The 24,739-nt window shown below is 43.0% G+C and carries 18 protein-coding genes; 7 read left to right on the plus strand and 11 right to left on the minus strand.

Translation table 11 applies throughout. From position 1 onward, the window contains the following. Window positions 1-25: 25 nt before the first annotated feature. Genes L0B18_RS08665 through L0B18_RS08680 form a run of 4 tightly spaced genes read right to left on the minus strand, consistent with a single transcriptional unit; the run spans window position 26 to window position 4,298 of the window. The gene (locus tag L0B18_RS08665; RefSeq protein WP_234571352.1) at window positions 26-1,480 is read right to left on the minus strand and encodes an OstA-like protein; all 1,455 of its coding nucleotides are present in this window, start codon (window positions 1,478-1,480) and stop codon (window positions 26-28) included. Continuing rightward, window positions 1,480-2,124, minus strand: a complete 645-nt coding sequence (gene lptC / locus L0B18_RS08670; protein ID WP_234571353.1) for an LPS export ABC transporter periplasmic protein LptC — start codon at window positions 2,122-2,124, stop codon at window positions 1,480-1,482. The genes L0B18_RS08665 and lptC overlap by 1 nt, the downstream gene beginning before the upstream one ends. After that, entirely contained in the window at window positions 2,018-2,656 is a 639-nt protein-coding gene (gene upp, locus L0B18_RS08675; RefSeq protein WP_234571354.1) for a uracil phosphoribosyltransferase, read from the minus strand. The genes lptC and upp overlap by 107 nt, the downstream gene beginning before the upstream one ends. Further along, window positions 2,649-4,298 carry an alanine/glycine:cation symporter family protein gene (locus L0B18_RS08680; RefSeq protein ID WP_234571355.1) on the minus strand — a complete coding sequence of 550 codons (1,650 nt, stop codon included), beginning with the start codon at window positions 4,296-4,298 and terminating at the stop codon, window positions 2,649-2,651. The genes upp and L0B18_RS08680 overlap by 8 nt, the downstream gene beginning before the upstream one ends. Before the next feature lie 186 nt (window positions 4,299-4,484). On the opposite strand from L0B18_RS08680, the gene L0B18_RS08685 reads away from it, so the two are divergent. Beyond that, window positions 4,485-4,769, plus strand: a complete 285-nt coding sequence (locus tag L0B18_RS08685; protein ID WP_234571356.1) for an HU family DNA-binding protein — start codon at window positions 4,485-4,487, stop codon at window positions 4,767-4,769. A gap of 73 nt (window positions 4,770-4,842) precedes the next feature. Here L0B18_RS08685 and L0B18_RS08690 read toward each other — a convergent pair whose 3' ends face one another. The 7 genes from L0B18_RS08690 to L0B18_RS08720 form a co-directional block, all read right to left on the minus strand. Next, window positions 4,843-5,643, minus strand: a complete 801-nt coding sequence (locus L0B18_RS08690; protein ID WP_234571357.1) for a glycoside hydrolase family 16 protein — start codon at window positions 5,641-5,643, stop codon at window positions 4,843-4,845. A gap of 94 nt (window positions 5,644-5,737) precedes the next feature. Then, on the minus strand, window positions 5,738-9,106 hold the full coding sequence (locus tag L0B18_RS08695; RefSeq protein ID WP_234571358.1) for a peptidase MA family metallohydrolase: 3,369 nt from the start codon (window positions 9,104-9,106) through the stop codon (window positions 5,738-5,740). Between the two features lie 18 nt (window positions 9,107-9,124). After that, complete coding sequence (gene rnr / locus L0B18_RS08700) at window positions 9,125-11,275, minus strand: ribonuclease R (protein ID WP_234571359.1); 2,151 nt, start codon at window positions 11,273-11,275, stop codon at window positions 9,125-9,127. Window positions 11,276-11,299: 24 nt separating this feature from the next. After that, a complete protein-coding gene (locus L0B18_RS08705) occupies window positions 11,300-15,940 on the minus strand; it encodes a translocation/assembly module TamB domain-containing protein (protein WP_234571360.1) in 4,641 nt (1,546 codons plus the stop codon). 69 nt (window positions 15,941-16,009) lie between these two features. Continuing rightward, window positions 16,010-17,101, minus strand: a complete 1,092-nt coding sequence (gene aroB / locus L0B18_RS08710) for a 3-dehydroquinate synthase (protein ID WP_234571361.1) — start codon at window positions 17,099-17,101, stop codon at window positions 16,010-16,012. Continuing rightward, a complete protein-coding gene (locus L0B18_RS08715) occupies window positions 17,079-17,624 on the minus strand; it encodes a shikimate kinase (protein WP_234571362.1) in 546 nt (181 codons plus the stop codon). Before L0B18_RS08715 ends, aroB begins: the two co-directional genes overlap by 23 nt. Then, on the minus strand, window positions 17,621-18,943 hold the full coding sequence (locus L0B18_RS08720) for an NFACT RNA binding domain-containing protein (RefSeq protein ID WP_234571363.1): 1,323 nt from the start codon (window positions 18,941-18,943) through the stop codon (window positions 17,621-17,623). The genes L0B18_RS08715 and L0B18_RS08720 overlap by 4 nt, the downstream gene beginning before the upstream one ends. A 305-nt stretch (window positions 18,944-19,248) precedes the next feature. Here L0B18_RS08720 and L0B18_RS08725 point away from each other — a divergent pair, with 305 nt between their 5' ends. The 6 genes from L0B18_RS08725 (at window position 19,249) to L0B18_RS08755 (ending at window position 24,685) form a co-directional block, all read left to right on the plus strand. Further along, complete coding sequence (locus L0B18_RS08725; RefSeq protein WP_234571364.1) at window positions 19,249-19,899, plus strand: hypothetical protein; 651 nt, start codon at window positions 19,249-19,251, stop codon at window positions 19,897-19,899. A 413-nt stretch (window positions 19,900-20,312) separates the two neighbouring features. Continuing rightward, window positions 20,313-21,662, plus strand: coding sequence for a lysine-sensitive aspartokinase 3 (gene lysC / locus L0B18_RS08735; protein WP_234571365.1), 1,350 nt, complete (start codon window positions 20,313-20,315; stop codon window positions 21,660-21,662). After that, window positions 21,662-22,357: a dihydrodipicolinate reductase C-terminal domain-containing protein gene (locus L0B18_RS08740; RefSeq protein WP_234571366.1), complete on the plus strand. Its 696-nt coding sequence runs from the start codon at window positions 21,662-21,664 to the stop codon at window positions 22,355-22,357. The genes lysC and L0B18_RS08740 overlap by 1 nt, the downstream gene beginning before the upstream one ends. Continuing rightward, window positions 22,354-23,232 carry a 4-hydroxy-tetrahydrodipicolinate synthase gene (dapA, locus tag L0B18_RS08745; RefSeq protein WP_234571367.1) on the plus strand — a complete coding sequence of 293 codons (879 nt, stop codon included), beginning with the start codon at window positions 22,354-22,356 and terminating at the stop codon, window positions 23,230-23,232. The genes L0B18_RS08740 and dapA overlap by 4 nt, the downstream gene beginning before the upstream one ends. A gap of 188 nt (window positions 23,233-23,420) precedes the next feature. Then, the gene (locus L0B18_RS08750; RefSeq protein WP_234571368.1) at window positions 23,421-24,167 is read left to right on the plus strand and encodes a 2,3,4,5-tetrahydropyridine-2,6-dicarboxylate N-succinyltransferase; all 747 of its coding nucleotides are present in this window, start codon (window positions 23,421-23,423) and stop codon (window positions 24,165-24,167) included. A gap of 74 nt (window positions 24,168-24,241) precedes the next feature. Then, window positions 24,242-24,685 carry a single-stranded DNA-binding protein gene (locus L0B18_RS08755; protein ID WP_234571369.1) on the plus strand — a complete coding sequence of 148 codons (444 nt, stop codon included), beginning with the start codon at window positions 24,242-24,244 and terminating at the stop codon, window positions 24,683-24,685. The last annotated feature ends 54 nt before the right edge of the window (window positions 24,686-24,739 follow it).

A 24,739-nucleotide genomic window follows, 5' to 3' on the forward strand; every position in this document is an offset into this window, starting at 1 on the left:
AATATGAATCCTTACCTATCAAATCTTAGTTCTCATCGGGTTCACGTGTTCTAACCTCAGCATTTTCTACACCTGGTTGATTTTCGAGATATCTCAAATATTTAGGAGGCAGTTCAAAGGGCCGTTCTTCTGGGATGGGAGGGAGGCGTGGTGTTTGAACGTCGGGTCTCTCAGGTCTCAGATCCGGGTTCCATTGAAAATTATCGAGTCTTCGCTGAACATTTGTTGAGTCTTCAGGAAGATAGGAACCATCAATGTTTTGTTGAGCTTTAAAGAAATCAAATTCTCCATTTTCGAAATACATGATGGAAGGACCGGCAGAGATAAGCTCTATCAAACCGTCAGGCTGATCATTTTCGTCCCGTTGGTGGAAAATAATTTCTGTATTGTTAAAGACCCGGATTCGCTCCAACTCGCCCTCTTCAAAATAGGCATTCAGCGTATCGCCGGTCATTTGATGCAACCGGCCGGTCAGAGAGTCCTCCTGAACAACAATTGGCCGTGGAAAGGATGTCAGAAATCGAATATTGTCATCCTCCATGTACGCTTCTGTATAGGGACCGCTAAGCTGGATATTTTCGTGCCAAAGTTTGGGTGACGAACGCAAAATAAACTGGTCTAAATCATCTCTGTAATTTGCTGTATCAGCAATGGCCGAAAATTCAAGCGACCACATTCTCACGTTACCAAAAGCATCCATGTAAGATACCGTATCCACTTCCGTCAATTCAATGGTTTCTGCGAAAAGGTGGGTGGTATCTTCTTTTGATTCACTTACTTCCATCAGCCAGGCATCGTCCTTCAGCAACCGGTAATCGGTTGAATCTGCATACAGATATTGACCAGAGAACCGGACGTCATCCTCATAATCGTGAGCAAAAACATTTCCAAACATCTCGTACAAATCACTCGTTCGATTCATGAATAACGAATCTGCTTCGATGTATTGAGTGGTATCGGATAACTGAACGTTTCCCCTGAAAACGGCGCTATCAACTTCCTGGTAATAGAGTCCGCTCTGTGCGATCAGTGTTCCGTCCTGGTCCTCAAACCTAACGGGTACTTCAAATGTGGCAATATCGGTTTCCATATCAACATCAATGGAATCGCTGAACATAATGTTTTGGTCGGACTGGACAATAACACGGCCACGCAGCCGGCTGAATTCTGCTTCCGTATCGTGGTACAGAGTATCAGCCCAGATCATTTCGTTATCGGTTTCAATCTGGATGTTGAATGCCATCAATAAATTTCGGTCGATATATTGGTAGACGCTGTCCGTTTCGAGAACCATTTCGTCCGTAGTAAGAATGACATTTCCAAGGATTTTCCGAACACTTTCGCCATCAATAGTCACCCCCTCAGCCTGGTCGGCCTGGTTGATGATCACCCGGTTCTGAGCATTGACAGATTGAGTGAACGCCAAACAAATCAGCGATAAGGAAATAGAAAGAAAACAATATGTGGCAAATGTTCTCATTAATCGACGATTAACCGGCCTCGGGGTTCGATAATTGTGTATGATGTAAGATCAGTCTGTCCATCAAAACCGCGGCCCGAAATACTGTCTGTGGGGGTTATGATTGTAACAAATTGCGGAGATGAAATGCGATCAGAATCCTGAATGTATTTTAAATATTCGGTATATAATTGCCGGTCATCCACAGTTTGAACCCGCACAGAATCAATCAGCTCAAACTCTCTCACATCTTCCAAATAGACAGCTTCTTTGCTCCATGCCTCTGTTTCAAGGGCTCCAGTAGTATCATATAGTTGGACATAGACCGGACCATCTATCGTAGTTCTTTTATTCTCTTCACTTTGATATTGAACAGCATGAGAGCCTTCAATAATCATACGGGTTCGACCTTCACGCAACAATGAAATTTCTACATCCCAGCTTTCTGAAGTGGTAATGAGAGAGTCGTTGAGAGCGGCCTGAACCTGCTGGTTATCGTATTCGGAAAGTTCGGTACAGGAAAACGTGAGAAATACAGCCGGTAAAATCAGTCCGTATTTAAGATTCCGTCCCGAAGTAACGGTCTCCGGCGTCACCCAATCCCGGAACGATGTAAGCATTGCTGTTAAGTTTTTCATCCACGGCTGCTGTAATAATCTGTACATCGGGAAAATTCTTTGAAATTCGTTCCAATCCTTCCGGGGCTGAAATCAGGGAGATAAAGCGAATATTTTTTGCTCCTTTTTTCTGAAGGAATTCAATAGCGTCCTTTGCACTTCCGCCGGTTGCCAGCATCGGATCCACCAAAAGAACCATCGCTTCATCCAGCCCATGAGGAAGGTTTGAATAATAGTCAACGGGCTCGTGGGTGGTTTCGTCTCTATACATGCCCAGATGCCCAACTTTTGCATCGGGTACAAAATCAATAATAGCATCTACCAGGCTCAAACCCGCTCTTAAAATAGGAACAACGATAATTCTTTTGTCGATCTCATATCCCTTGGCGGTTGTAATGGGAGTCTGGATTTCTTTTTCCGACAAGGGAAGGTCTTTGAGAGCAAAATAGGCTAAAATCCTTGCAATTCTCGCCATCGCCATCCGAAAATCTGCCGTTTTAGTACCAGAATCCCTGAGGATTGTGAGATCCCTGGCTACAACCGGATGTTGAATGACGGTTGGCTCATTCGAATTATTCATTGTCTTCAGAATCCTTCAGCCGTTGGAAATAATCTTTTGTTGTGGCATAGACGACTCCGGAGAGAGCGAATAATGCAATCAGGTTTGGAAATGTCATCAACCCAAGGGCAATGTCACCAATTGCCCAGATGGTTCCAAGTGCTGTAATTGCACCAATAAAGTGCAGAATAACATATACACCTTTATAGTAGATAATGGATTTATCACCAAATAAATATTGAATGGAACGGTCTCCATAGTAACTCCAGGATATGGAAGTTGATATCGCAAAAAGTAACACAGAAATGGTTACAATATATTTGCCTCCCGGGAAAAGAGGTGCAAGGCCCCGTTCAAATCCTTCGGAAGTGAGTGTCGCGCCATTATAAATTTCATTCCCATACACAATTCCACTTTGTTCACCACTTGCATCGCTTCTGGCAGTTAAGTTTTGTGTGTTGATGGTTCCAGTGAAGTATTCTGTTTGCTCTAAGTTGGCAAAAACCGTGTCAATCGGGAAAGCACTTCTAAGCATCGTTCCATTTTGAATGATTCCTTCTTTTACAACGAGAGTGGTTTCATCATCGAGAGTTTCTGTGATCTGGAATTCGAGATCCGGTGAATTCAAGTTTACTTCCGTGGCATGTTTCATATCCCATACTCCGGTTGAAATAATTACAAGTCCGGTCATGGTACAGATCAAAATGGTGTCAATAAACGGTTCAAGAAGGGCCACTACACCTTCGCGGACAGGTTCTTCCGTTTTGGCGGCGCCGTGGGCAATAGGCGCGGACCCCTGGCCGGCTTCATTCGAAAAGAGCCCCCGTTTTACGCCCCAGACCATCGTGGTGATAAACAATCCTGAACCAACGCCCCAAGTTCCGGCTTGAGGATTAAATGCGTTGGAAAAGATGGTCCCGAAAGAGGGAATGATTTGATCATAATTTAAAAGCAGAATAAAAAGTGCTCCCAAAACATAAACAAGAGCCATAAATGGTGTGAGGCGTGCCGTCACATAACCGATACGTTTTATTCCGCCGATGATAACAATTCCTACAATTGTAGCGGTAATGAGGCCGGTTACATAGGTGGGTACAATGATGAAGAATGAATTTTCCATCACATCGGCCACAGTGTTGGCCTGAATTGCATTACCCGTAAAAAATGAGCAGATAACGGCAAGGCTGGCAAAAATTACAGAGAGCCATTTCCAATTGGGGCCAAGTCCTTTTTCTATGTAGTACATCGGGCCGCCGGAAACAGATCCGTCAGCATTTTGTATTCGATATTTTACGGATAGTGTACATTCAGAAAACTTAACGGCCATGCCGAAGAAAGCGGTCACCCACATCCAGAAGAGTGCCCCGGGTCCTCCAAAGTGAATGGCGATAGCTACTCCCGCAATATTACCAATTCCAACAGTTGCAGAAAGTGCGGTAGAAAGTGCCTGAAAGTGATTTACATCTCCTGTGTCATCCGGGTTATCATAAAAACCACTTACAACTTTAACACCATGGGTAAATCTGCGTATTTGAATGAAACCCATTCTGAGCGTTATAAATATACCATAGCCGAGCAGCAGAATAACCATGGCGGGTAAAACTTCAGGTGTATTCCAAACAAGATTATTTAAAAACCCAACGATTCTTTCTAATACTTCCATCTGTTCCTTTTAAATTCCGAGTTGAATTCAAAACGAAGGTATAAAAGATTTGACAAAACTTTTTATAAAATTTCGCATTAATAATGAACGATTAGGGGTAAGTTTGACATTAACTGTATTACATTATTAAGAGCTATATCGTTATCAGCACTACTTAGTTAAGAATAACAGATCAAAAGAAAAACTATGACAAAAGCCGACATTGTAGATGTAATCGCATCGTCCACGGGGTTAACAAAAGTAGAAACCGAAGCCGTCGTTAACGGGTTTATGGATACGGTTATTGATGCCATGAAACGAGGTGAAACCATTGAGCTCAGAGGATTTGGAAGCTTTAAGGTGGTGAAACGTGCACAACGGGTTGCAAGAAATCCTAAAACCAACGAAGAAGTAATTGTACCGGAGCAATATGTGCCCATGCTGAAAGTCTCGAAAGATTTTAAGCAGGCAGTTAACGAAGCCAATAGCTAAGGCATTTTTTTAAGGGTACAAAGCGTGAGGGTTTTTCGAGTCCCAAATTACAATTGGGGACAGACTGTTCTTATTATTTTTGATAAACCCTTACATAATCCACGATAAATGCTTGAGGGAATTCTGTGGATTCATCCGGATTTGGAAGGAAATCTCCGCCAACGGCTAGATTCAGAATGATATAAAACGGCCCGGAGAAGGGATCGAACTCAGCTTCAATTTCTTCGAAAGGAATGCGTTGATACTCTTGGTCATCCAAATACCAAATGAGTGCATCATTTGTCCATTCAAGGGAATAGGTATGGAATGTGTCGTTTAACTTATTTTCTTGCGTAAACTCTTCAACAAAGAATTTCCGGCATTCAACGGGATTCCCTTCGCATTCTTTTTTCCAGAAGTGGATGGCCCCGCTGGTGGTGTATGGTTCATTGCCGCGGTATTCCATGATATCGATTTCACCACTTCTGGGCCAGCCCAGATCTTTGATGGGCATCAGCCAAAATGCAGGCCAGAATCCTTTTCCCTCGGGCATTTTTAATCGGGCTTCAAACCGGCCCTGCTCCCATCCAATACTTGTGCTATCCGTAGATATTCTCGCAGATGTAAATCCTCTGCCCATATAATTCTCTCTATGTGCTTCAAGATAGAGTTTTCCATCTTTGATATAGGCGTTTTTACTTCTGGGAGTATAGTACTGAAGTTCGTTATTGTACGCCGTTCCCTCCCAGAATTTCCACGTTTCTGTATTAATGGCGTCTCCGTTGAATTCGTCTGACCAAACCAGTTTGTATTCTTGTGGGAAAGCCGGCTTGGTTGCCACCAACATGAAGGCAAGGCAGAATAAAAAAATGCCGGAAAAAGATGGTTTATTCATCACCAATTTTTCCCGGCAAGTTATAAATCTTATCAGTTTGTGCCAACAAGTTCAGTTGGTTATCTGACACCTGAAATATATAAGTTCAAATTGCTTAGAAGTCTATTCCGATAGTAAAATAGTGGATAGGTTTGCCCTGGAATCCACCCCGGCCGTAAGGCCAGCCGATATCATATCGGAAAGGAAGCCCCAGAAGAATGGTTCGAAGGCCAAATCCGGCACCGATCAGGATATCACCATCAACAAATGTTGTTTGAATATCACCCTCTACAGGTTCTCCATCACGAAGCTGACCAGTATTTGGGTTGATATATTCCGTTCTTTTTGTTCCAACGCGCCAGTCGAGTTGGGAGGGGTTTTCATAATAAACAATCGGATTTCCATTTTGGTCGGCAAATCTTGAATATGGTATATCAAAACCCCAGGCAGCCCCTGCATCCACAAAAGCCACTCCTGTCAAATTATAAAGCGGTAACAGCGGAACCGGACCAGGCAGAATAGCTGCAAAAAGCGGGAACCGGAACTCTGCATTTACCATGCTAAACTTGTTACCAAAGGTAGTATTAAATTCGTGTCCGCGAAGGGGTGTGGCCGGCAGTGTAAAGAACGTATCGGCAAGCCGGTCGAATGGAATTTCGGCATCAGACCATTTCTGATTTATCCATCCGAGCATCCCGCCCATAAAGAATGTCTGCGAATCCCGGCCAAAAGATGCAGAACCGGTTCCGCGAACGGCGACTGAATATCTGCTTCCAAGATTAAAATATTTGCGGAAATCACCGAGAACAGTTGCAAATTGTGGAATGTCTCCACCTAATGGCGGGCTGCCAGAAAACCCAATGGCATACCTGGTTCCGCCGGAGGGTGTAATAAAACCGGGGATTGTATAATCACCCGTAAACGTTACCTGCGGGTAGATAAACCATGTATTTGCGTTGCTAGGCCTGTTCAAACCTCCACCAGGATTAAAAAAGGTGCTGACTGTACTGAAATCTCTTGCAATTCCAATGGCAGATACCCCGTAATCAATACGCTGGTAACGATTCAGCGGATATTGGAAATCGATAGATCCACCAAAAGTTCTGAACCTCAAGAGCTCACCGTAATAGGTTTGGTAATTCCTGGATTGGTGAAAGAATGATGCAAAGAAGTTGGTTCGGCCCCCGAGGTAACCATACTGAAATGTGTAATCGCTATTTCGGAGGTCAAATACGAGATTGGAACCAAACGAGATCTGGTGGTCGCCAAAGAGATCCGTCAGGGATACAAAAGCGTATGCCGAGGTTCCATAATAAGTACTCAATTGCCCCGCAGAATAACTGAAATTAGGCGAAAATCTTAGTTTGTATTCTTTCGGCTGAAAGAGCCCTTCTGCAGTTACATTGCCTTCGGGTTCAAAATTGCTGGGGTCGTCCCGAAGTTCTAGCGTTGAATCCCGCACAACAGCTTCTCCAAATTGATAATTTCTAAAATCAATTCGGTCGGATTCGGATACCTCCGTTGTATCTTGTCTCTCCGGTGCGATATATCTGTTGAAACCGGATAACGACGGATCCGTAATCATTCGCGATGAAATAGCGTTGCCCTGAGTTCTGGCATTAATCATTTCCTGAACATATTGTACTGCCGGAACTCTGTCACCGGGATTTTCCTGTTGCCTTTCCTGTGCCCATGTGTTTGGCGTCAATGTGTCTCTCCGTTGGGTGAGCGGGGATCTCATCATAAAAATATCAGGGTAGCCTTCATTCAGCGAGTTGAATACCAAACGGGTGCCATCCGCAGAAACTGACATTTGCATAATTCCCGATTGTAAATCCGTAAGTGGATACACGGACCGGCTGGATAAATCATACTCATAAATATTAGGAATACCATTTTGATCGGAAACAAAAAGAAGTTCTCCGTTTCTGGTCAGTCTTGGATTTGTTTCAGACCAGCTTGGTGTATTGGTAAGCCGATCTATCCTGCGTGTATTCGTGTCAATTGAATACATATCACTCTGGAAAAATGAATTCTCTTTCATTCCGGAATAACCGGCAAGAAAAGTGTTCGGTTGTGTGTGCTCTCCCCGGTTTGATATAAAATAGATAGTTTCGGAATCCGGTCCCCAGGCTGCTTCAACATCCGTAAACACATCATTTGTGAGATTTACAAAATCACTCGTTTCAAGATTGTAAACAAAGATATCCTGGTAAGGCCCGATATTGCCGTCAAAGGCAATTTTGGTACCGTCCGGAGACCACGCCACAGAATTGATGGCATCCAATTTGGGAAAGCGAATTGTGCGCGTATTCTGGGTTTCATAGTCTACAATTGCAAGGTTATAAGATCCCTGGGATTTACTTGAAAGCGCAATTTGAGAACCATCGGGAGACCATGAAAGGTTTGGGTTCAAAATATTAAGTTCTTCAAACATGGGATTGTCGGCCCCGTTTACAATGGTTTTCAGCCTTTCACCAGTATTTGCATCAACAATTACTACATCGAATACCCCTCTTCGGTTGGTAATCATAGCGATACGGTCGCCTCTTGGAGAAATGGAGGGACTGGTGTTGTATGATCCGGAACGGGCTCTGTTTGTGATTTGTGTAGCCACACTACTCAAAGATTGCCGATTGGCAACTTCGGGAAAATATCGTTGCCTGTAATATTCGTGCCAGCGGTCGGAGAGCTCTTCAAGATCTAATCCCAACGACTGAACCAGCGATTGCGGAATATTTCGCGTGGTTTTTATTCTCTGCAGAATTTCTGTGATTTTAGGCCGGCCGTATTGATCTGCAATGAAATACCAGAAAGACTGGCCTCCACGATATGCCATAAACCCGCTCAGTTGATTCAATGGAGGAAGGTAATCATTTAGTGTGGCATCACGGATGTACATATCGGTTTGGGTATCCCATTCAAGGGCTAGAAATTCTGCAAGCCCCTCTTCGAACCATGTAGGAAAAACAAGCTGAATATTATTCGACATGATCGATTGTACAGAACCGCCATAATAAACGTCATTAATATAAGCGTGGGTCAGCTCGTGATGAATGGTTCGGCGGAAGTCGGCGTAATCAGCCATGAAAGGTTGGGTCATGCGGTTTTTATACTTATCCGTTACACCGCCAATTCCCTGGGCATCTACCGGAAGGCGAACCACATTGGTTTGGGAAAAATCGCTGTGAGAATCATAAATAATAACCGGTATCCGCTGGGTGAGCTGATCTCCAAAATCTTCATTCAACTGTTTGAGGCCGGATTCAACAGATTCTGCTGTAAATTGAGCGAGGTGATAATTTTTGGAGTCGTAGTAATAAACGTCGAAATGATCGGTTTCAATAAACCGCCATTCGAACTCTTCGTATTGAACCCGGTTCTTTCCGAAATTAAAAAATTGGGCCGACGCCTCTTGTATCGCTGATGCTGTAAATAGAAAAGCCATCAGCGAGATGAGTAATGATTTGGATAGTGTACTCATATAAAAACGTAATTATGATTAGAAATCAGATAATGCCAGATCAATTTGCCTTTTTTCAAGGTCTGTTCGTGTCACTTTTGCTTTGATGGTATCGCCAAGCCGGAATTTCTTACCCTTCGATCTTCCCACCAAGCAGTGCATGTTCGGATTATAAATGTAATAATCATCAACTAAATCACTAACGCGAATCATGCCTTCACAGTATATATCGTCAAGCAGAACATACAGACCGTTTTCGGTAACTCCGCTGATGGTACCCTGATAGGTTTCACCCAGCCGTTCGGAGAGGTATTCTACCTGTTTCAACTTCACCGAATCGCGTTCTGCTTCAACAGCATAACGTTCGCGCTCGCTACAATGTTCGCCAATCTGCTCAAGTTGTGTATATGTATACTCTGTTGAACCTGAATTGTAGCGTTTTAAAAGCCGATGCACAACTACATCCGGATAACGGCGAATGGGACTTGTAAAGTGTGCGTAATTTGCGAAACCCAGCCCAAAATGCCCGATGTTTTTGGGAGAATATTCTGCCTTGGACATCGCGCGAAGCATCAGGTCGTTAATGATTTTTTCGATAGATGTTCCTCCCACCTCTTTCAATAATGCATTGATTTTACTTGAGCTTATAGAACCGTCTACATCAAAATGAATACCTAATGGTTTGGCAGTTTCCCGGATGTTATGAAGTTTTTCCAAATCGGGTTTGTCATGGACCCGGTAAAGATACGGATGGTCATTTTTCACGCTTTTGCCACCTTTCTTTCGTAATGTATTTACATGATAGGCTACTGTTTTATTTGCCATGAGCATGCATTCCTCAATCAGTTTGTGCGCGAACAGTCTTTCCTTTACGATCACGTCAACGGGTTTGCCGTTATCATCCAGGATGAATTTGGGTTCAGGTGTTTCAAAAGCGATCGAACCTTTTTTGAACCGCTGATCCATCAATGTATTTGCAAGTTTTTGGAGAATTTTGAGCTGAGGTTTCAGCGAATGATCATTCTTTCCGTCAAGAATATCCTGAACTTCATCATACACAAATCGCTCATTGGAATGGATTACGGTTTCTTCGATCGAATAATCCACAAGTTTTCCATTCGGAGCAATTTCCATAAAACAACTATAGGCCAGCTTGTCCTCACGCGGTCGCAAACTACACATGTTATTACTTAATCTTTCCGGCAGCATCGGGATGACACGATCGACCAAATAGACGCTTGTTCCACGATCAAAGGCTTCATCATCCAGTGTAGAGCCGCGGGGCATGTAATGAGTTACATCGGCAATGTGGACGCCGAGATAGTAATTGCCATTATCCAGGATTTCTATACTCAGTCCGTCGTCAAAGTCTTTGGCATCGGCCGGATCGATGGTGAGAACTACTTCATCACGCATATCCCGCCGGCGCTGGATTTCCTGCTCCGGGATTTGATCGGGAATATTGGCCGCAAACTGTTCAACTTCCGGAGGAAATTCTGCATGAAACTGTTTTTCGGCAAGAATGGACAAAACATTGGCTTCGTTTGATCCGGATTTTCCGAGAACCTGTACCACTTTGGCTTGAGGATATCCGCGAACATCATCCCATTGTATCATCCGGCAGGATACTTTCTCTCCGGGTTTTGCACCATTCAAATCGTTCAGTTCCACAAAGAAATCCACCCGGGAAGAATGGGAATCCGTTTTTATGATGTACGTGTTTTTTGCTACCTCATCGAGGGTTCCTACAAAAAGGGTACTCGCTCTCTTAATCACTTCTTCGATCCGGCCGAGAGGCTTATTGCTTTTTTTGTGATACCCCATGAGTTTTACTTTCACGATGTCGCCATCGAGAGCGGTGCTCATATATTTTCGGGAGATTTTTATATCCTGATCCCGGCCTTCAACAATGACGTATCCATCGCCGTGGCTGGTTACATCAAGTTTGCCTTGTACAATATTTTTGTCGCCCGATGCCGTTTCATTCAGCCGAACCAGGTTTCCTTTCGATACCATCACATGCTCGAGCTGTTTCAGCCGATTGATAGCGTTCTTTAACTTTCTTTCCCCTTTCTTTTTAGACAGGCCAAGTGCTTCTACCAAAAGGGGTATAGGAATGGAAGCATCAGGATAGGATTGAAGGATTTCAATGATTTTCTTTTCTAGTGAACTAAGGTTGTTTTGAGACATTAAGTTATTTATAAATTTCTTCAGTTAATTTTCTACTATTGATTGGTCGTCCTCTTCATCCTTCGTTTCTATGCCAAACAACGACCGAAATGCGTTTGAGATTCTGGCTCTCAATTTTTGCCATGTGTTAAATTGAACCTGCGCTTCAACTCCAATTCCATTCATTTCCTGGGCTTGCTGGGTTTCAAAGTCGCTGGTGTTCGTTATCGTCGGATCCTGCCGGTGAAAGGCCGTCAGTGAAAATGTTTGATTGATACGATAGGTGGCACCGATATCACCAATTTCACTTTGTTCACCGGTGATCTGACCTTCACGCCGGAGAACAATCCGGTCATCAAAAAGCCGTAAGGCTACACCCAGATCTACTTCGTTTAAGGTGTTAAGATTTACATCAATATCAAATGTTACATCACTTCTAAGGAGTGAACTGATTTGATTTGAAAGAAGAGGGTTGATTAATTGGCTGGTAATGAGTGGATTTACAACAACCGCCGTACCCGAAAAACTTTCAGTGAGCCCGAGGCCCTGCGTTTGAGATGGAGGCAGGAAGTTTCCGCTCAACAAAATGCTGGTTGCCTGGATCAGTTTCTCATCTTCATTTTGGTTCAAGTTGCTGATCTGAGTAGCAATCGTGGGATCTGCATTGCTTTCGATTCCGGTAGGCATGCGAAAAAAGAAATCGTTCTCTACCGATGTCATCGTACCGGTTATTTCAAGGACTAACTCAACAGGCACGCGTTGAGCCGGTCCCTGGCTTGCCGCATCTACACCGGTTACCTGTAACGTATTGATATTTGGCCTGGCCCTGTAAACAGCAGTCACATCTAAATCTGCATCGGCTAAATCCCCCGACCAGCTGATGGAACCGCCTTCTTCAAGTGAAAATCGCCGGGTAAAAATGTCACCACTTACAAACTGGTAGGTTCCGCTTTCGATATTGAACCGGCCAAACATGCTTACATTCTGATCATCGAGGATTAACCGCATTTGTCCCGTTCCATTTGCGTCGATCATATCATTGGTAACGCGATCAAAAATCACATCCACATTAATGGGATTATTTGCCTGGAACTGGAGATCCATCGTAAACCTCTCCATGAACGAGAGTTCTTCGGTTAATTCTTCCTGTCCATTTTCGCCATTTATCGGCGAAAGGCTGCTTTCCCAATAGGGAATGTCGAAGGATTCAACAAACCGGATAAAGCGATGATCTTGTTCGTATTCGGTTGTTGGCTCAAGCGGAATGGAAATACTGGAATTTGACGAAATGGCTAACGGACGAATTGTACGCAACAAGGGTTGAAAATTGGTGCCTGTGATTTCCGCCCGGCCGGTACCAAAAATACTTCCGTAGAAAGGAATGTCGGGATCGTATGGATTATTCATGAACTGAAGGTCATCCAGATCAAGAATAAGATCGATGTCTGTTACCGGCGCGAAATTATTCAGATCCACCTGCCCATTCAGTGTGCCGGTTCCTCCGTGTTGGTCGGCAAGTTGCACATCCTGGAATATAAGTCCATCGGTTTTGTTGAACCGGATATCACCATTCAAGGTATACTCAACATTGGTAAAAGCCGGAACTCCATACACATCATTTGTATTGAAGGTGGCATCAAAGTCGAAATCAGTTGCATTTCCCCGGATGTATCCGTTGCCGGTAGCACTTCCCTCCATATCTATGATAATATTGGGGACAATTACGGAAACAATCCACATATCGATTTGCCTGAAATCAGCATCGAAATTGAAAAGTTCTTCATCCGGAGGAGTGTTTTCGTTCGGCAGTTTAAAATAGCCGTCAAGTCTAAGATCCTGCCCAATTCCGTCATTTCTATTGTAATATCGCTGATATTTTTGAGGATCGGTATAAATGTGGACGTTGGTATCAAACCGTTCAAGCTCACTGTTAAATGTACTATTGAGGGTTACATCTCCAACAACCCGTCCCAGCATTCTTCCCTCTTCAATCGCCAGGTTACCGGTAATAGACGGTATTTGTGAAAGAGTACGGGTTTCAAAATCGCCATTCAGCATTCCTGAAAACGTAACCCGACCGTCAATAAGACCGGATATTCGGCTTAAATCCAGGTTTTCGATTTGGTAGTTTACCGAATCTTCAAAGTTGTCACTGTAGGTTCCGTTGATTTCTATGTAATCGGTATCGCTGACCAATACAAAATTGTCTACTACAAGGCTGTGTTGATTTGTGTAGGCAAGTTTGGGAATATTTTGAGTTGTCCATTTATAAACCGATGTACCCATTGCAAAATTTTCAAGTGTCACTTCAACTGTATCCGCCCGAAGATGACCGTTGAAAACCGACTCAAGGACAAGATCATCTTCCAATCGTTCAAAATTTTGATGAACACGGAACGAATCATCCCGCATCGTAAAATTGATGGAACTTTCTTTGAGGTTGAGATTTTTGAATCCGGCCTGCGAACTGTTAATCTGGAGATCGACGGTGCTTGAAGATTTTAAATCTGCATCGTGCCGGAGACTTGCGGTAAAAGTGGTATTAAAATTTTCCGCATGAATTTGTTCAGTTCGGAAAGACTGATCGGAAATATCCCCGGTTATTAGCAGCCGTTCTGGCGAGGCATTCACGGATGCAGTTAACCGCGCTTCACTTTCAATTTCCGGAAAATCAGGATAATATTTTCGGAAGAGAGAAAGGTCTTTCACATTCATGTCAACGGATATATCAACGGCAGAATCTTCACCATCACTGAAAACCGGGGTTTCTAATTCACCAAAATAATCGGGGTTAAAAAGAAACTCCTGCTCAATTCTTTCCCGGAGATAGGCATTCCAATATTGAAACTGTTTGCGGATGAGGCCGAAGGTGAGCGTGCCCTGCATTTCGCCATCAAAGAAAGACGAAGTAAAACGAAACGTTCGGGTATTGTCTGGATTTTGATTGATGTCCGCATAAAACTGGTGTGGACGCAAAGTGTCCGCATCAATGGTGGATTGCTCCATTTCAAAGCTCACCCTTCCCACTAAATCATCGATGGATGAAGCTTCAACATCAGCGGAAAACGTACTATTAAAACTGGTCGAGTTGGCGTGAAATTCCGGGTAAAACTTGTTGATGTCCATATTTTGAACATCTCCGTCTGACGTGAAAACATGCTGGTTCCCTTCTTTGCGATAGTTGCCGTCAGCAGAGACAAAAAATTCACCGTCGCTTGCATCAATATCATACTCCAGTTCGCCGGTATCAAAATCGAAATCAGCGATAAATGATTCCAGATCTACAGCCAGCAACGTGCTCTCACTCAAATCAACAGAACTTGTAAAACGGGCATTACTTCCCGTTCCTGTTCCCTCCAGGGTCACATCTCCCTGGATAACCGAAGCTCTTGTGGTATCACTCAAAAAGGGCGTGATATCCAGCGAATCTACTTCAAACAGTAAATTGTAATTAAGCGGCCGATTAAGTGAAAGAGAACCATCCAGATGAAAGGCACCGGCCTGTGTTTCTGCCTGGAAATTGGCGGCCAGTTGTTCGGTGTCGCCATCCAACTCGCCGCGAATAGTACTCAATTGGTAACGCTGAAGATTGTATTCGTGATCAAAATAGTTTTCGGAAACCCAATCGAGCATGTTCGGCTGAATGACCACATTGTCCAGTTGAGCGTGATACGAAAAATTATCGGCAAACAGGTTTTCTGCCCGGGCCGTAATTAAAAATGATGACTCGCCGATATTTGCCTGTAAACGATCCAGGAAATATTCATCGAGTGTTCCTTCTGATTGCAACACGATTTGAAGATCGTCCTCAAACGGCGGATATTTGTCGGCAAAAAGGTTTACAAATGATGTGGCAAATGAACTGTTGCTTATTTGAAAACGATAGGTAGCATCTTTAAACTGCTGGGCCAGACTGTCGTTATAGAGCGATACGGGAGATGCTTCAAAACTGAAATCGGTTTCGCTGATGGCCGTACTCAATCTGAACCTGTTGAGTTCGAAAAATTCATCATCATTGTAAAACTGACCGCTCATCTGGAAAAACCGGTAAGATGTGCCGGGGATATCTGCGTAAAAGTTGGGCAGATCAAAAAAGATTTGTGATTCAGTGACTTCGAGGAAGACTTCCAAATCCACATTTTCAACATTAAATGGAGGATTAAGATGAAGTTGTTCCGGCAGGCGAACGGATCGGTCAACCACAATTCTTCCATCCAACACCTTTATTTCCGGCGCATAAATATGGATTCTTTCCAGGATTCGTATTTCTCCTTCAAGAATATCGGGTTGTTGCTGTTCAGGCAACTCTCTTTGTTTCAGGGCATTGAAGAAAGTAATCTCACCGTTCTCATTCTCTTTCAAGTGAAAAGTGGGTTCAGAAACTTCAAATGAAGAGATAGATAGATTTTGCTGAAGTAATTCCCACATGTTTACACGGACCTCAGCTTTGTCAAATGAAAAAACGGCCAGCGTTGAATCGGATGGAGAATATATTTTCCCATTTTCCACACTGGCAGAAAAAGGCAGAAATCCTCCTACATCTTCCACTTCCAGGCTGCCCTCAAATTGGTTGTTGAAGGCAGTAATAACCTCATTTTTCATGTAATTCTTGCTGACGGGAAGTTGAAGAGCTCCAATAGCCAGAGGAATGGTAATCGCAACAAGTGCGAGCAGAACGAATACCATTCGCCAAAAGAAAATCCAGATTTTATGTAGGTATCTTAGAAACAATCGCGATCAGAAAGATTTACACTGTTATAATTCATCAAATACAACATCCCAGGCCTGATTGATGAATGCTTCATTTTCAACTGTTTTTACCTGTGGATGTTGCCAGGATTTAAGTAGAACAAATTTTATATGCTGATCGGTTCTTTTTTTATCCGATTTCATATACTCGTTTAACCGTTCGTAAGACAATTCATCTTTCGAAATCCTGTATGCATAAAGAGAACGGTACAAATCGAGTTTCGTTGTTTCGAGACGGCCTCCCGTTAAAGTTGACAGTTTTTGAGCCGCCAGCATTCCCAGGAAAACGGCTTCGCCGTGGCTAATCGTATCAAAATCACAAGCCTTTTCCAGCGCATGTGCAAAAGTGTGGCCATAGTTCAGAAAAGCCCTGACTCCGCTTTCAAACTCATCTTCTTCAACCACATCGGCTTTTATCTGAATACATTTGGCAATCAATTGAATCAGTTTTTCCGGATTGATGGATGATAAATCTGGTTCCAGAAATATTTCCGCCTCTTTGAATATTTTATCGTCACGGATTGCTCCATACTTCAAAATTTCGCTCAGCCCGTTAATCCACTCTTTTTTGGGAAGTGAACTCAGAAAATGAATATCTGCAATCACCATATCGGGTTGGTAAAACGATCCAATCAGATTCTTTCCGGTGGTGTGATTCACTCCGGTTTTCCCGCCAATTGAACTATCTACCATCGCGAGAACGGTTGTTGGAATGTGAATAAGCGGTACACCACGGAGGGCCGTTGCAGCTGTAAAACCACCGAGATCTCCGGTTACGCCGCCGCCAATAACTACAATCGGGATGTTTCTGCGAATCCCTTCGTTGAGCAAAAAGTCGAGGGTTTTTTGCCACATTTTTATTGATTTACTGCTTTCTCCCTGCGGCACTTCCAGGTAATGAACCTGTTTCACAAGTCCGGACAATACGGGTTCAATGAAGCCCCAGTGTTGCTTAAAAACATTTTCATCGATCAGTACAAACAACTTATCTGCGTTTTTGTCATCGAGATATTCTGCTAAACTTTCTTCCAGAATATTTTTTCCAACAAGAGCTTTGTAGCTGCTTGAAGTTGCATTAATGGTAATCTCGGCCTTCATAAATCTTCAGCTTTTTTACTATTTCGGTGGTTACCTGTTCTACGGATTTTTTTTCGGTTTGGATGGAGAAATGAGCCTGCTCATAAAATTGCATTCGCTGATCAAACAATGTTGAAATGCGTTGTTCGAGTTCAACAGAATTTTCGAGCATGGGGCGGCCGGTTGTATCACTCAGTCGGTTCAGTATCTCAACTTGAGAAGCATCGATATACACCAGCCATCCATACAACTTCAGGTGATCTACAATCTGTTGGTTTTGAAGCGATCCGCCGCCTAAAGCTACGACACCCTCCACAGAACCGGCAATTTTCACAATTTGTTGCTTTTCAATTTCCCTGAACCTTTTTTCTCCCTTTCGATTGAAAATTTCGGGGATAGTCATCTTTTCAGATTCTTCAATCAGTTCGTCAAGATCGGTAAACGGTACTTCCAGGTCTTCTGCAAGTTGTTTCCCAATGGTGGACTTTCCGGAGCCCATCATGCCGCAAAGAAAAACAGGATGAGAAATAGTTTTTCGGTTCATGAGGACATTTTTTGCGGTTTCACTATTTCTACTTCTTCCCGGTTCACGCGTACAGATCCTGCAGGTGCGCCTTTCGGTTTTACAACATATTTTCGTTTTGTGATAATAACCGGCGCCAGACCCGAACCCCTTGCTTTAGAATTCCAGGCAGCAACGGAAGCTGCTTTTAATAACGTACTTTTCGGCGGCATCTCTTTGTGATTATCCATTCGTATAACCAAATGAGATCCGCTTACACCTCGGGCATGCATCCATACATCTTCTTTGTGAGCATCGGTCGTCAGCTGATCATTACTTTTGGCATTTTTACCCACCCAGATTTCATAACCATCAATTTCAAGCACGCGATAGGGCGGGGCTTTTTTGGCAGCTTCGGCTTTCAGAACACCAGCATCTAACAATTCCTGCTCATGGTTTTTGTACCAATCCTGGAACTCGTAAAGTTTATCAACCTCATTGAGAGAGGTTTGCAGTTCCTTCAAATGGTCCAATTTCTTTTCAATTTCTCCAAGACGTCGCCTAGACTCTTTTACATTTCGTTTCGATTTCGCCGATTTTTCGTAATAATATTGCGCATTTTCAGCCAGTGAAAGTTCAGGTTTTACAGGTATTTCAACTTCATCTTCAGGACTATAAAGATCGGGAAATGTAACCGAATCATTAAACGCTTTTTTTTCGTGAGCGTGCGCCATTAAAATATGTCCGTATTTTTCGTATTTGTCAGCCCGTTTCAATCCTTTATCAGCTTTTTGGAGTTCCTGAAGGGTTGATTCGTACTTGTTGATCATCTTCTCCATTCTCGGGCGAATGGATTGCCGTTGACTTTCCAAACGTCTTTGGTAAGATGATTTGTAATAAGCAAAGCGAATAGCATCATTCACATCATCAAAAACCTTGAGATTGCCATAGGGGAGGAGGTCTTCCGGAATCAAACAGAGGTTTCCATTTTCGAGCACACGAAACTCCGGCCGATTCAGCATGGCGTGGATGAGCGAATCAACAACTTCTTTAATTTCTGAAATGGATTTCTCTTTAAGTCCAAACTCATAAATAATCAGGGGAATCAGGTGCCGCGGGAATTTTGGATCGAGTTTGGTAATAACTCTTTTTACCGAATCATCAGAATTTGGTGATTTTGCCACCGAAGCCTGGCGGGGTTTTGGCGCAGGTTTTCCTTCAAATTCATCGGGTGACTTGAAAGATTCAATAATTTCATCATTTTTTAATAGAAAGATATTCGGAGTATTTCCAAAAATTTGGAACATTAAGGAAAACTCCTGATCAAAGATGAAAGTGATGTAGCGATCATTATCTGCCATGATAACGTCGCGTATTGTTTTTCCCGAAAGGGAATCAAAAAAGCTTGTGATATTGGCCTTCTTGGGAGGTCTGTCGGAATCGATGAAGAGAGCTGTCTCAGCTGGATCGGACGAAAATTTTATTCGAAATCGATTTTCTTCGAGCGATATATATGCATCCCAGACATTTTTATGCGGCGAGATACTAAATTGAAAGGATCGGCCTTTGCATTTGTTTTTTAGTACCTTCGTTAGATATATTAGTGCATAGAAATTATTCATTGGGATGAGAACTGATAAAAAAAGTTTTCAAATAAAAAGTAAGCATGCAGTATCCTATTTTTCAGTCCGTTGTTAACAAAATTAACGGCTCATTAAACAAGAGGAATATAAATGTTGTTAAGTTTAAAACGTGGGAAGAATCAAAGATAAATGCTGCAGGACTTGAAATTCTGATTGATCTGAAAGATTCCACGAATCACTTAACACATCTTTCTATTAATTTCGACTGGGACAGTTTTCGGGAAGCCGCCATGGCTAATAAGTTAGACGGTACCGGCGATCATCCCATGTTGAAGTCGAAGCGTTTAATGGAAGCCAATGTGGTGCCTTCTATCGACATCGAGCTTGTCTGGCATTTTGATGTTCAGCGCTGTCAGCCGGAAACGGGTACAGATGATGATAATTACAGAATTCAGATGGCAAGCGAGTGGATGGACCGAGCCAGCAAGAAAGTGAATGAGCTGCTGATTTCAGATGATATCATCACCCGATGGCATATTGAAATTGACGGTGATGAATATGGGAAATATCTCACTGCCATCAACCTGCTTTCCTATTTTCAATTCTCCATCGGCAATCTGGATAGCCTGAATGAGGTTCACAATTACATTGGTAGAAAACTCACACATTTGTTGTATAAGGCTAATAAAATCATCAAAATTGCCGACAGCAGTGTTGTTGTAAATGCCGCCTGAGTTGAGTATGGCCATAAAAAAAGGGCACAAAAAATTGTGCCCTTGAAATGGTTCTGACCTAAAAATTACTTTTTCTTTTTATGCCTGTTTTTTCTCAGACGTTTTTTGCGTTTGTGTTTCGCAATTTTTGCTCGTTTTCTTTTTTTTCCGCTTGGCATAAAATCACCCGGGTTATTTTGTTAAGCTTCCAATTTCTTCTGTTACAGGGAACAGTCGTGTATTGACACAGACAAACAAAATAAGAAATGTTTTCCAGAAATCTATACAGGTTTCATTATTTGAAAAGGGATGGTTCCTGAAACCCATCAAAAATTACACCGGTTACAAACATTTTAGAAATTTCCTTCAAAACAATTCTGCCAAAGGGCTTGAAATTCATTATTTTGGATGCTTGAATATATTTTAAAATCAACATGCCAGATTTAATTAAAGTAGCAAAGTTCGGAGGCACCAGCATGGCAGATCTTACCGCCATGAAACGATGTGCCTCCATTGTTTCATCTGATCCCGATAAAAAAGTAATTGTAGTTAGTGCCACCTCCGGTACAACAAATTTGCTTACAGAATTATGTACCGAAGAATCGGTTGAAACCAGGGTTGAAATTGTATCACAAATCAAGGAGAAGCATCTTGCTATTTGTAAGCAATTTGGAAATCCAAAGACACTCCTGGATGAAGTAACGGCCTTATTAAGTGAGCTTGAGGCCATTGCTTCGAGAAAACAGATTATGACGAAAATGCTTCGTGATGAGATCCTGTCGTTCGGTGAACGGCTCTCGTCCAGAATATTTTCCGAAGTTTTAAAGGTGGATTCCGGTGACGATATTCAATGGCTCGACGCCAGAACCGTCATAAAAACGGATAACCATTATGGGAGTGCAGAACCGGATATTGATGAAATCGGAAAAGCTTCATCAGAGATATTACAGCCGTTGCTAAAAGATGCGAGAGTGGTAACACAGGGGTTCATCGGATCCGATTCTAAAGGAACCACCACCACACTGGGACGCGGCGGAAGTGATTACTCAGCAGCACTTTTTGCTGAAGCTGTGGATGCTGATGTGCTTGAAATCTGGACTGATGTCACTGCAATCTATACAACCGATCCGCGAATTGCGCCGGATGCTCGTCCCATTACAGAGATCAGCTTCGATGAAGCCGCGGAGCTATCCGTTTTTGGAGCGAAAGTTTTGCATCCGGCAACAGTTGTGCCTGCTATTCGGAAAAATATCCGGGTGTATGTAGGATCCAGTATTCATCCCGAAAAACCGGGAACCTGGATTGTCCGGGATACAAAAGAAAAGCCGGTCATTCGGGCCATTAGCCTGCGCCGAAGACAAACACTGGTAAAAGTTCATAGCCTTGATATGCTTCATCGGTATGGCTTTCTTGCAAAGCTCTTCCAGGTTTTGGGCGATCATAAAATTAGTGTGGATCTCGTAACAACGAGTGAGGTTAGCGTGGCTTTGACACTCGACTCGGACATTAATAACCCCGGTCAGCCGATGCTCGGTGAAGAAGTTTTAGAGGAACTACAAAAGTTCAGTGAAGTAGAAATTATTAAAGACTTGTCGCTCGTGGCGCTTGTTGGAAATAATTTGAATCAAACGGCTGGTTTAAGCGGCCCGATTTTTGGATCTCTTCTGGATGTTAATATTCATCTGATCTGCCACGGCGCCAGTTCATACAATTTGTGTTTTCTTGTTGCTGAAGAGGATGCCGAAAACGTTGTACAAGTATTGCATAAACAGTTTATTAAGTAATGAAGGAATCTACCAAAAATAGAAAATATGCCGTTATAGGAACGGGAAAAACGGGTGGAACAATAGCGGATCAACTTGAAGATGCGGCCATCCCGTTTGATGAGAACAATAAACCAACACCGGAAAAACTTTCAGAAGCCGATGTTGCGATTGTTTTCGTGCCCGGAGAAGCAGCCGAAGAAGTAATTGAAATTTTAATGGAAACCAAAATTCCCGCAGTGTTTGGAACTACCGGTTACCAATGGCCACAGGAGTTACCGGATCGGGTAAAGTTAAAAGGCAATCGCTGGGTGATTGGATCGAACTTTAGCCTTGGTATGAATCTTGTCAGGAAGGCCATCAATATTTTGGGCAAAGGATCGGAATTTCTGGATAATCCACAGTTTCATATTCATGAAATCCACCATGTTCATAAAAAAGATGCCCCGAGCGGTACGGCGCTTTCCTGGAGAGAATGGCTCGGGAAGGATGCGACTATTTCGTCTGATCGTCAGGGCGATGTAAAAGGAATTCACAATTTACATGTAAAGACATCCGGCGAATCCATCTACCTGAAGCATGAAGCACACAGCCGTTCCATTTTTGCCGAAGGCGCAATTTGGACCGCAAATTATATTCTCGATCACCCGGAAATTGAACCGGGAGTTTATCCTTTTTCTGAATTGTTTGATCGTGCATTTAAAGAACTGTTATGACTGATATTCAACTTTGGACAGCGCTTATTACTCCCATGTATGAGGACGGGAGTATTCACTTTGAAGATCTCGAACGGCTCTTAAACCGCCAGGAAGATGCGGGAAACGGTATTCTTATTCTTGGAAGTACGGGAGAAGGTCTGGCTCTTTCTGATGATGAGAAAAAACAGGTTGTAGATTTTGTTTCGGAACGCGAAAATTTGTCTCCAATTATGGTTGGTGTTGGTGGATTTAACCTTCAGCATCAGACCGAATGGATCCAATACTGCAACCAGAAAAATATTGATTGTTTTTTGTTGGTGAACCCGTTGTATTCAAAACCGGGTTTAAAAGGGCAAATTGAATGGTTCCGGTCATTATTGGATGCATCTGAAAAACCATCCATGATTTATAACATCCCGTCACGAACGGGAGTGAAGTTATTTCCACAGGTTTTGAAGGAGCTTGAACATCACAAAAATTTATGGGCTGTAAAAGAGGCGAGCGGAAGTATTGAAGAGTTCCAGCAGTTCAGGAAAACAGTGCCTTCGATTCCATTGTTTAGCGGCGATGATGGATTAATGCCGTTCTTTTCAACGGCTGGTGGCAGCGGATTGGTATCTGTGGCTTCCAACGTTTGGCCGAAAGAAACAAGGCTCTATGTTGAAAAATGTCTGAAAGGAGATGTAGTTTCGCTGTTTCCAATTTGGACGGATGCCGTTAAAGCACTCTTCTCTGCTTCAAACCCGATTCCCTTAAAGGTTTTAATGAAAGAAAAAGGATTGATAGATACATCCGTTCTTCGATTGCCTTTGACGGATAAAGAACTTTCGGATACGGAACATTTACACGCTTCTGATGGAGCGATTGCAAATTGGTATGAATTGAATACATAGAATCAATTCATAAAGCCTTGTGCGATTCCAATAATCCGCCATATTGAATGAAAATTCGAGTGTGCGTTTCCTGAGTTTTTTGACTTCCTTACGATTTGGGACAGACTTTTTTACAAAAGTGATCGAAACCGCGCTTAATCTGATGTTTACAAATACAATTAATCGAATAAATTTTATAAAAAATACAAATGGACTGGGAAAAAATTTTAGATCAACTTGAAGAAGGAACTGTTCGTGCAGCCACACCCGAAGGCGACGGGTGGAAAGCAAATGTTGAAGTAAAAGAAGCCATTTTGGCTGCGTTCAAAGCCGGCAAAAACGTGAATTACGGGGGTATCTATGAAGGGTTTGTTGATAAAGGCAATCTCCCGCCCCGGATGTTCGATTCAAGTGATGGCGTACGCCTGGTACCTGGCGGATCATCTGTGAGAAGAGGAGCTTATGTGGCTAAAGGCGTAATCATGATGCCGCCGGCGTACGTAAATATCGGTGCGTATATAGATGAAGGATCCATGATTGATAGTCATGCTTTGGTGGGTTCCTGTGCTCAAATCGGGAAAAATGTGCATCTTTCCGCCGGAGTACAAATCGGAGGTGTTCTGGAACCCGTAGGTTTAAGCCCCGTTGTAGTTGAAGACGACTGTTTTATTGGAGCAGGCTCGGTGATTGTTGAAGGAATTTTAGTGAAGAAGCGGGCTGTTATTGCCCCGGGAGTTACTCTGTCAAAATCTGTTCCGGTTTACGATGCCGTAAACGAAGAAATTCTTGGAAAAGGAGCTGCGATTCCGGAAGGAGCAGTAGTGGTGCCGGGTACACGCCCCATCAATACTGATTGGGGAATTGCAACAAAATTATCCGTCTCTTGTCCAATTATTATAAAGTACAGAGACAAAGACAGCGACGCTTCTTTAGTGCTTGAAGATGCCCTCAGATAAAAAAATCTGTAAGGGATTGTAAAATTTCAGTTCTTACAAGTAGAACAATAACGAAAAATGTAAATACAATTATTATGAGTTCATTAAACAAAGCGATGATAATAGGCAGGCTTGGAGCTGATCCGGAAGTCCGTTATACGCAGTCTAATACGGCTGTTGCTACGTTAAGTGTTGCCACAACCGAGCGATATAAAGACCGAAATGGTGAACTGCAGGAGAGTACTGAGTGGCACAGAATTGTGGCATGGGGACGTCTCGCAGAAATTTGCCAGGAATATCTTAAAAAAGGATCGTTAGCTTATTTCGAAGGCCCAATTCAAACACGTCAGTGGGAAGATAAAGATGGTCAGAAGAAGTATACAACTGAGATCAAAGCATTGACCATGCAGATGCTGGACAGCCGCAGTGATTCAATGAGTGGAGGAGGAGCCCCGTCCTCCAAACCGGGTAAAAGTGCCGCTACATCGGTAGAGATTGATGACTCATTCGATGACATGGATGACGATCTCCCATTTTAAAAAAGAAGTTTCGTACATTTAGAGGTGGCGGTGGCTTTCATCGTCACCTTTTTT

The sequence above is a fragment of the Rhodohalobacter sp. 614A genome (assembly GCF_021462415.1).
Classification (GTDB): domain Bacteria; phylum Bacteroidota; class Rhodothermia; order Balneolales; family Balneolaceae; genus Rhodohalobacter.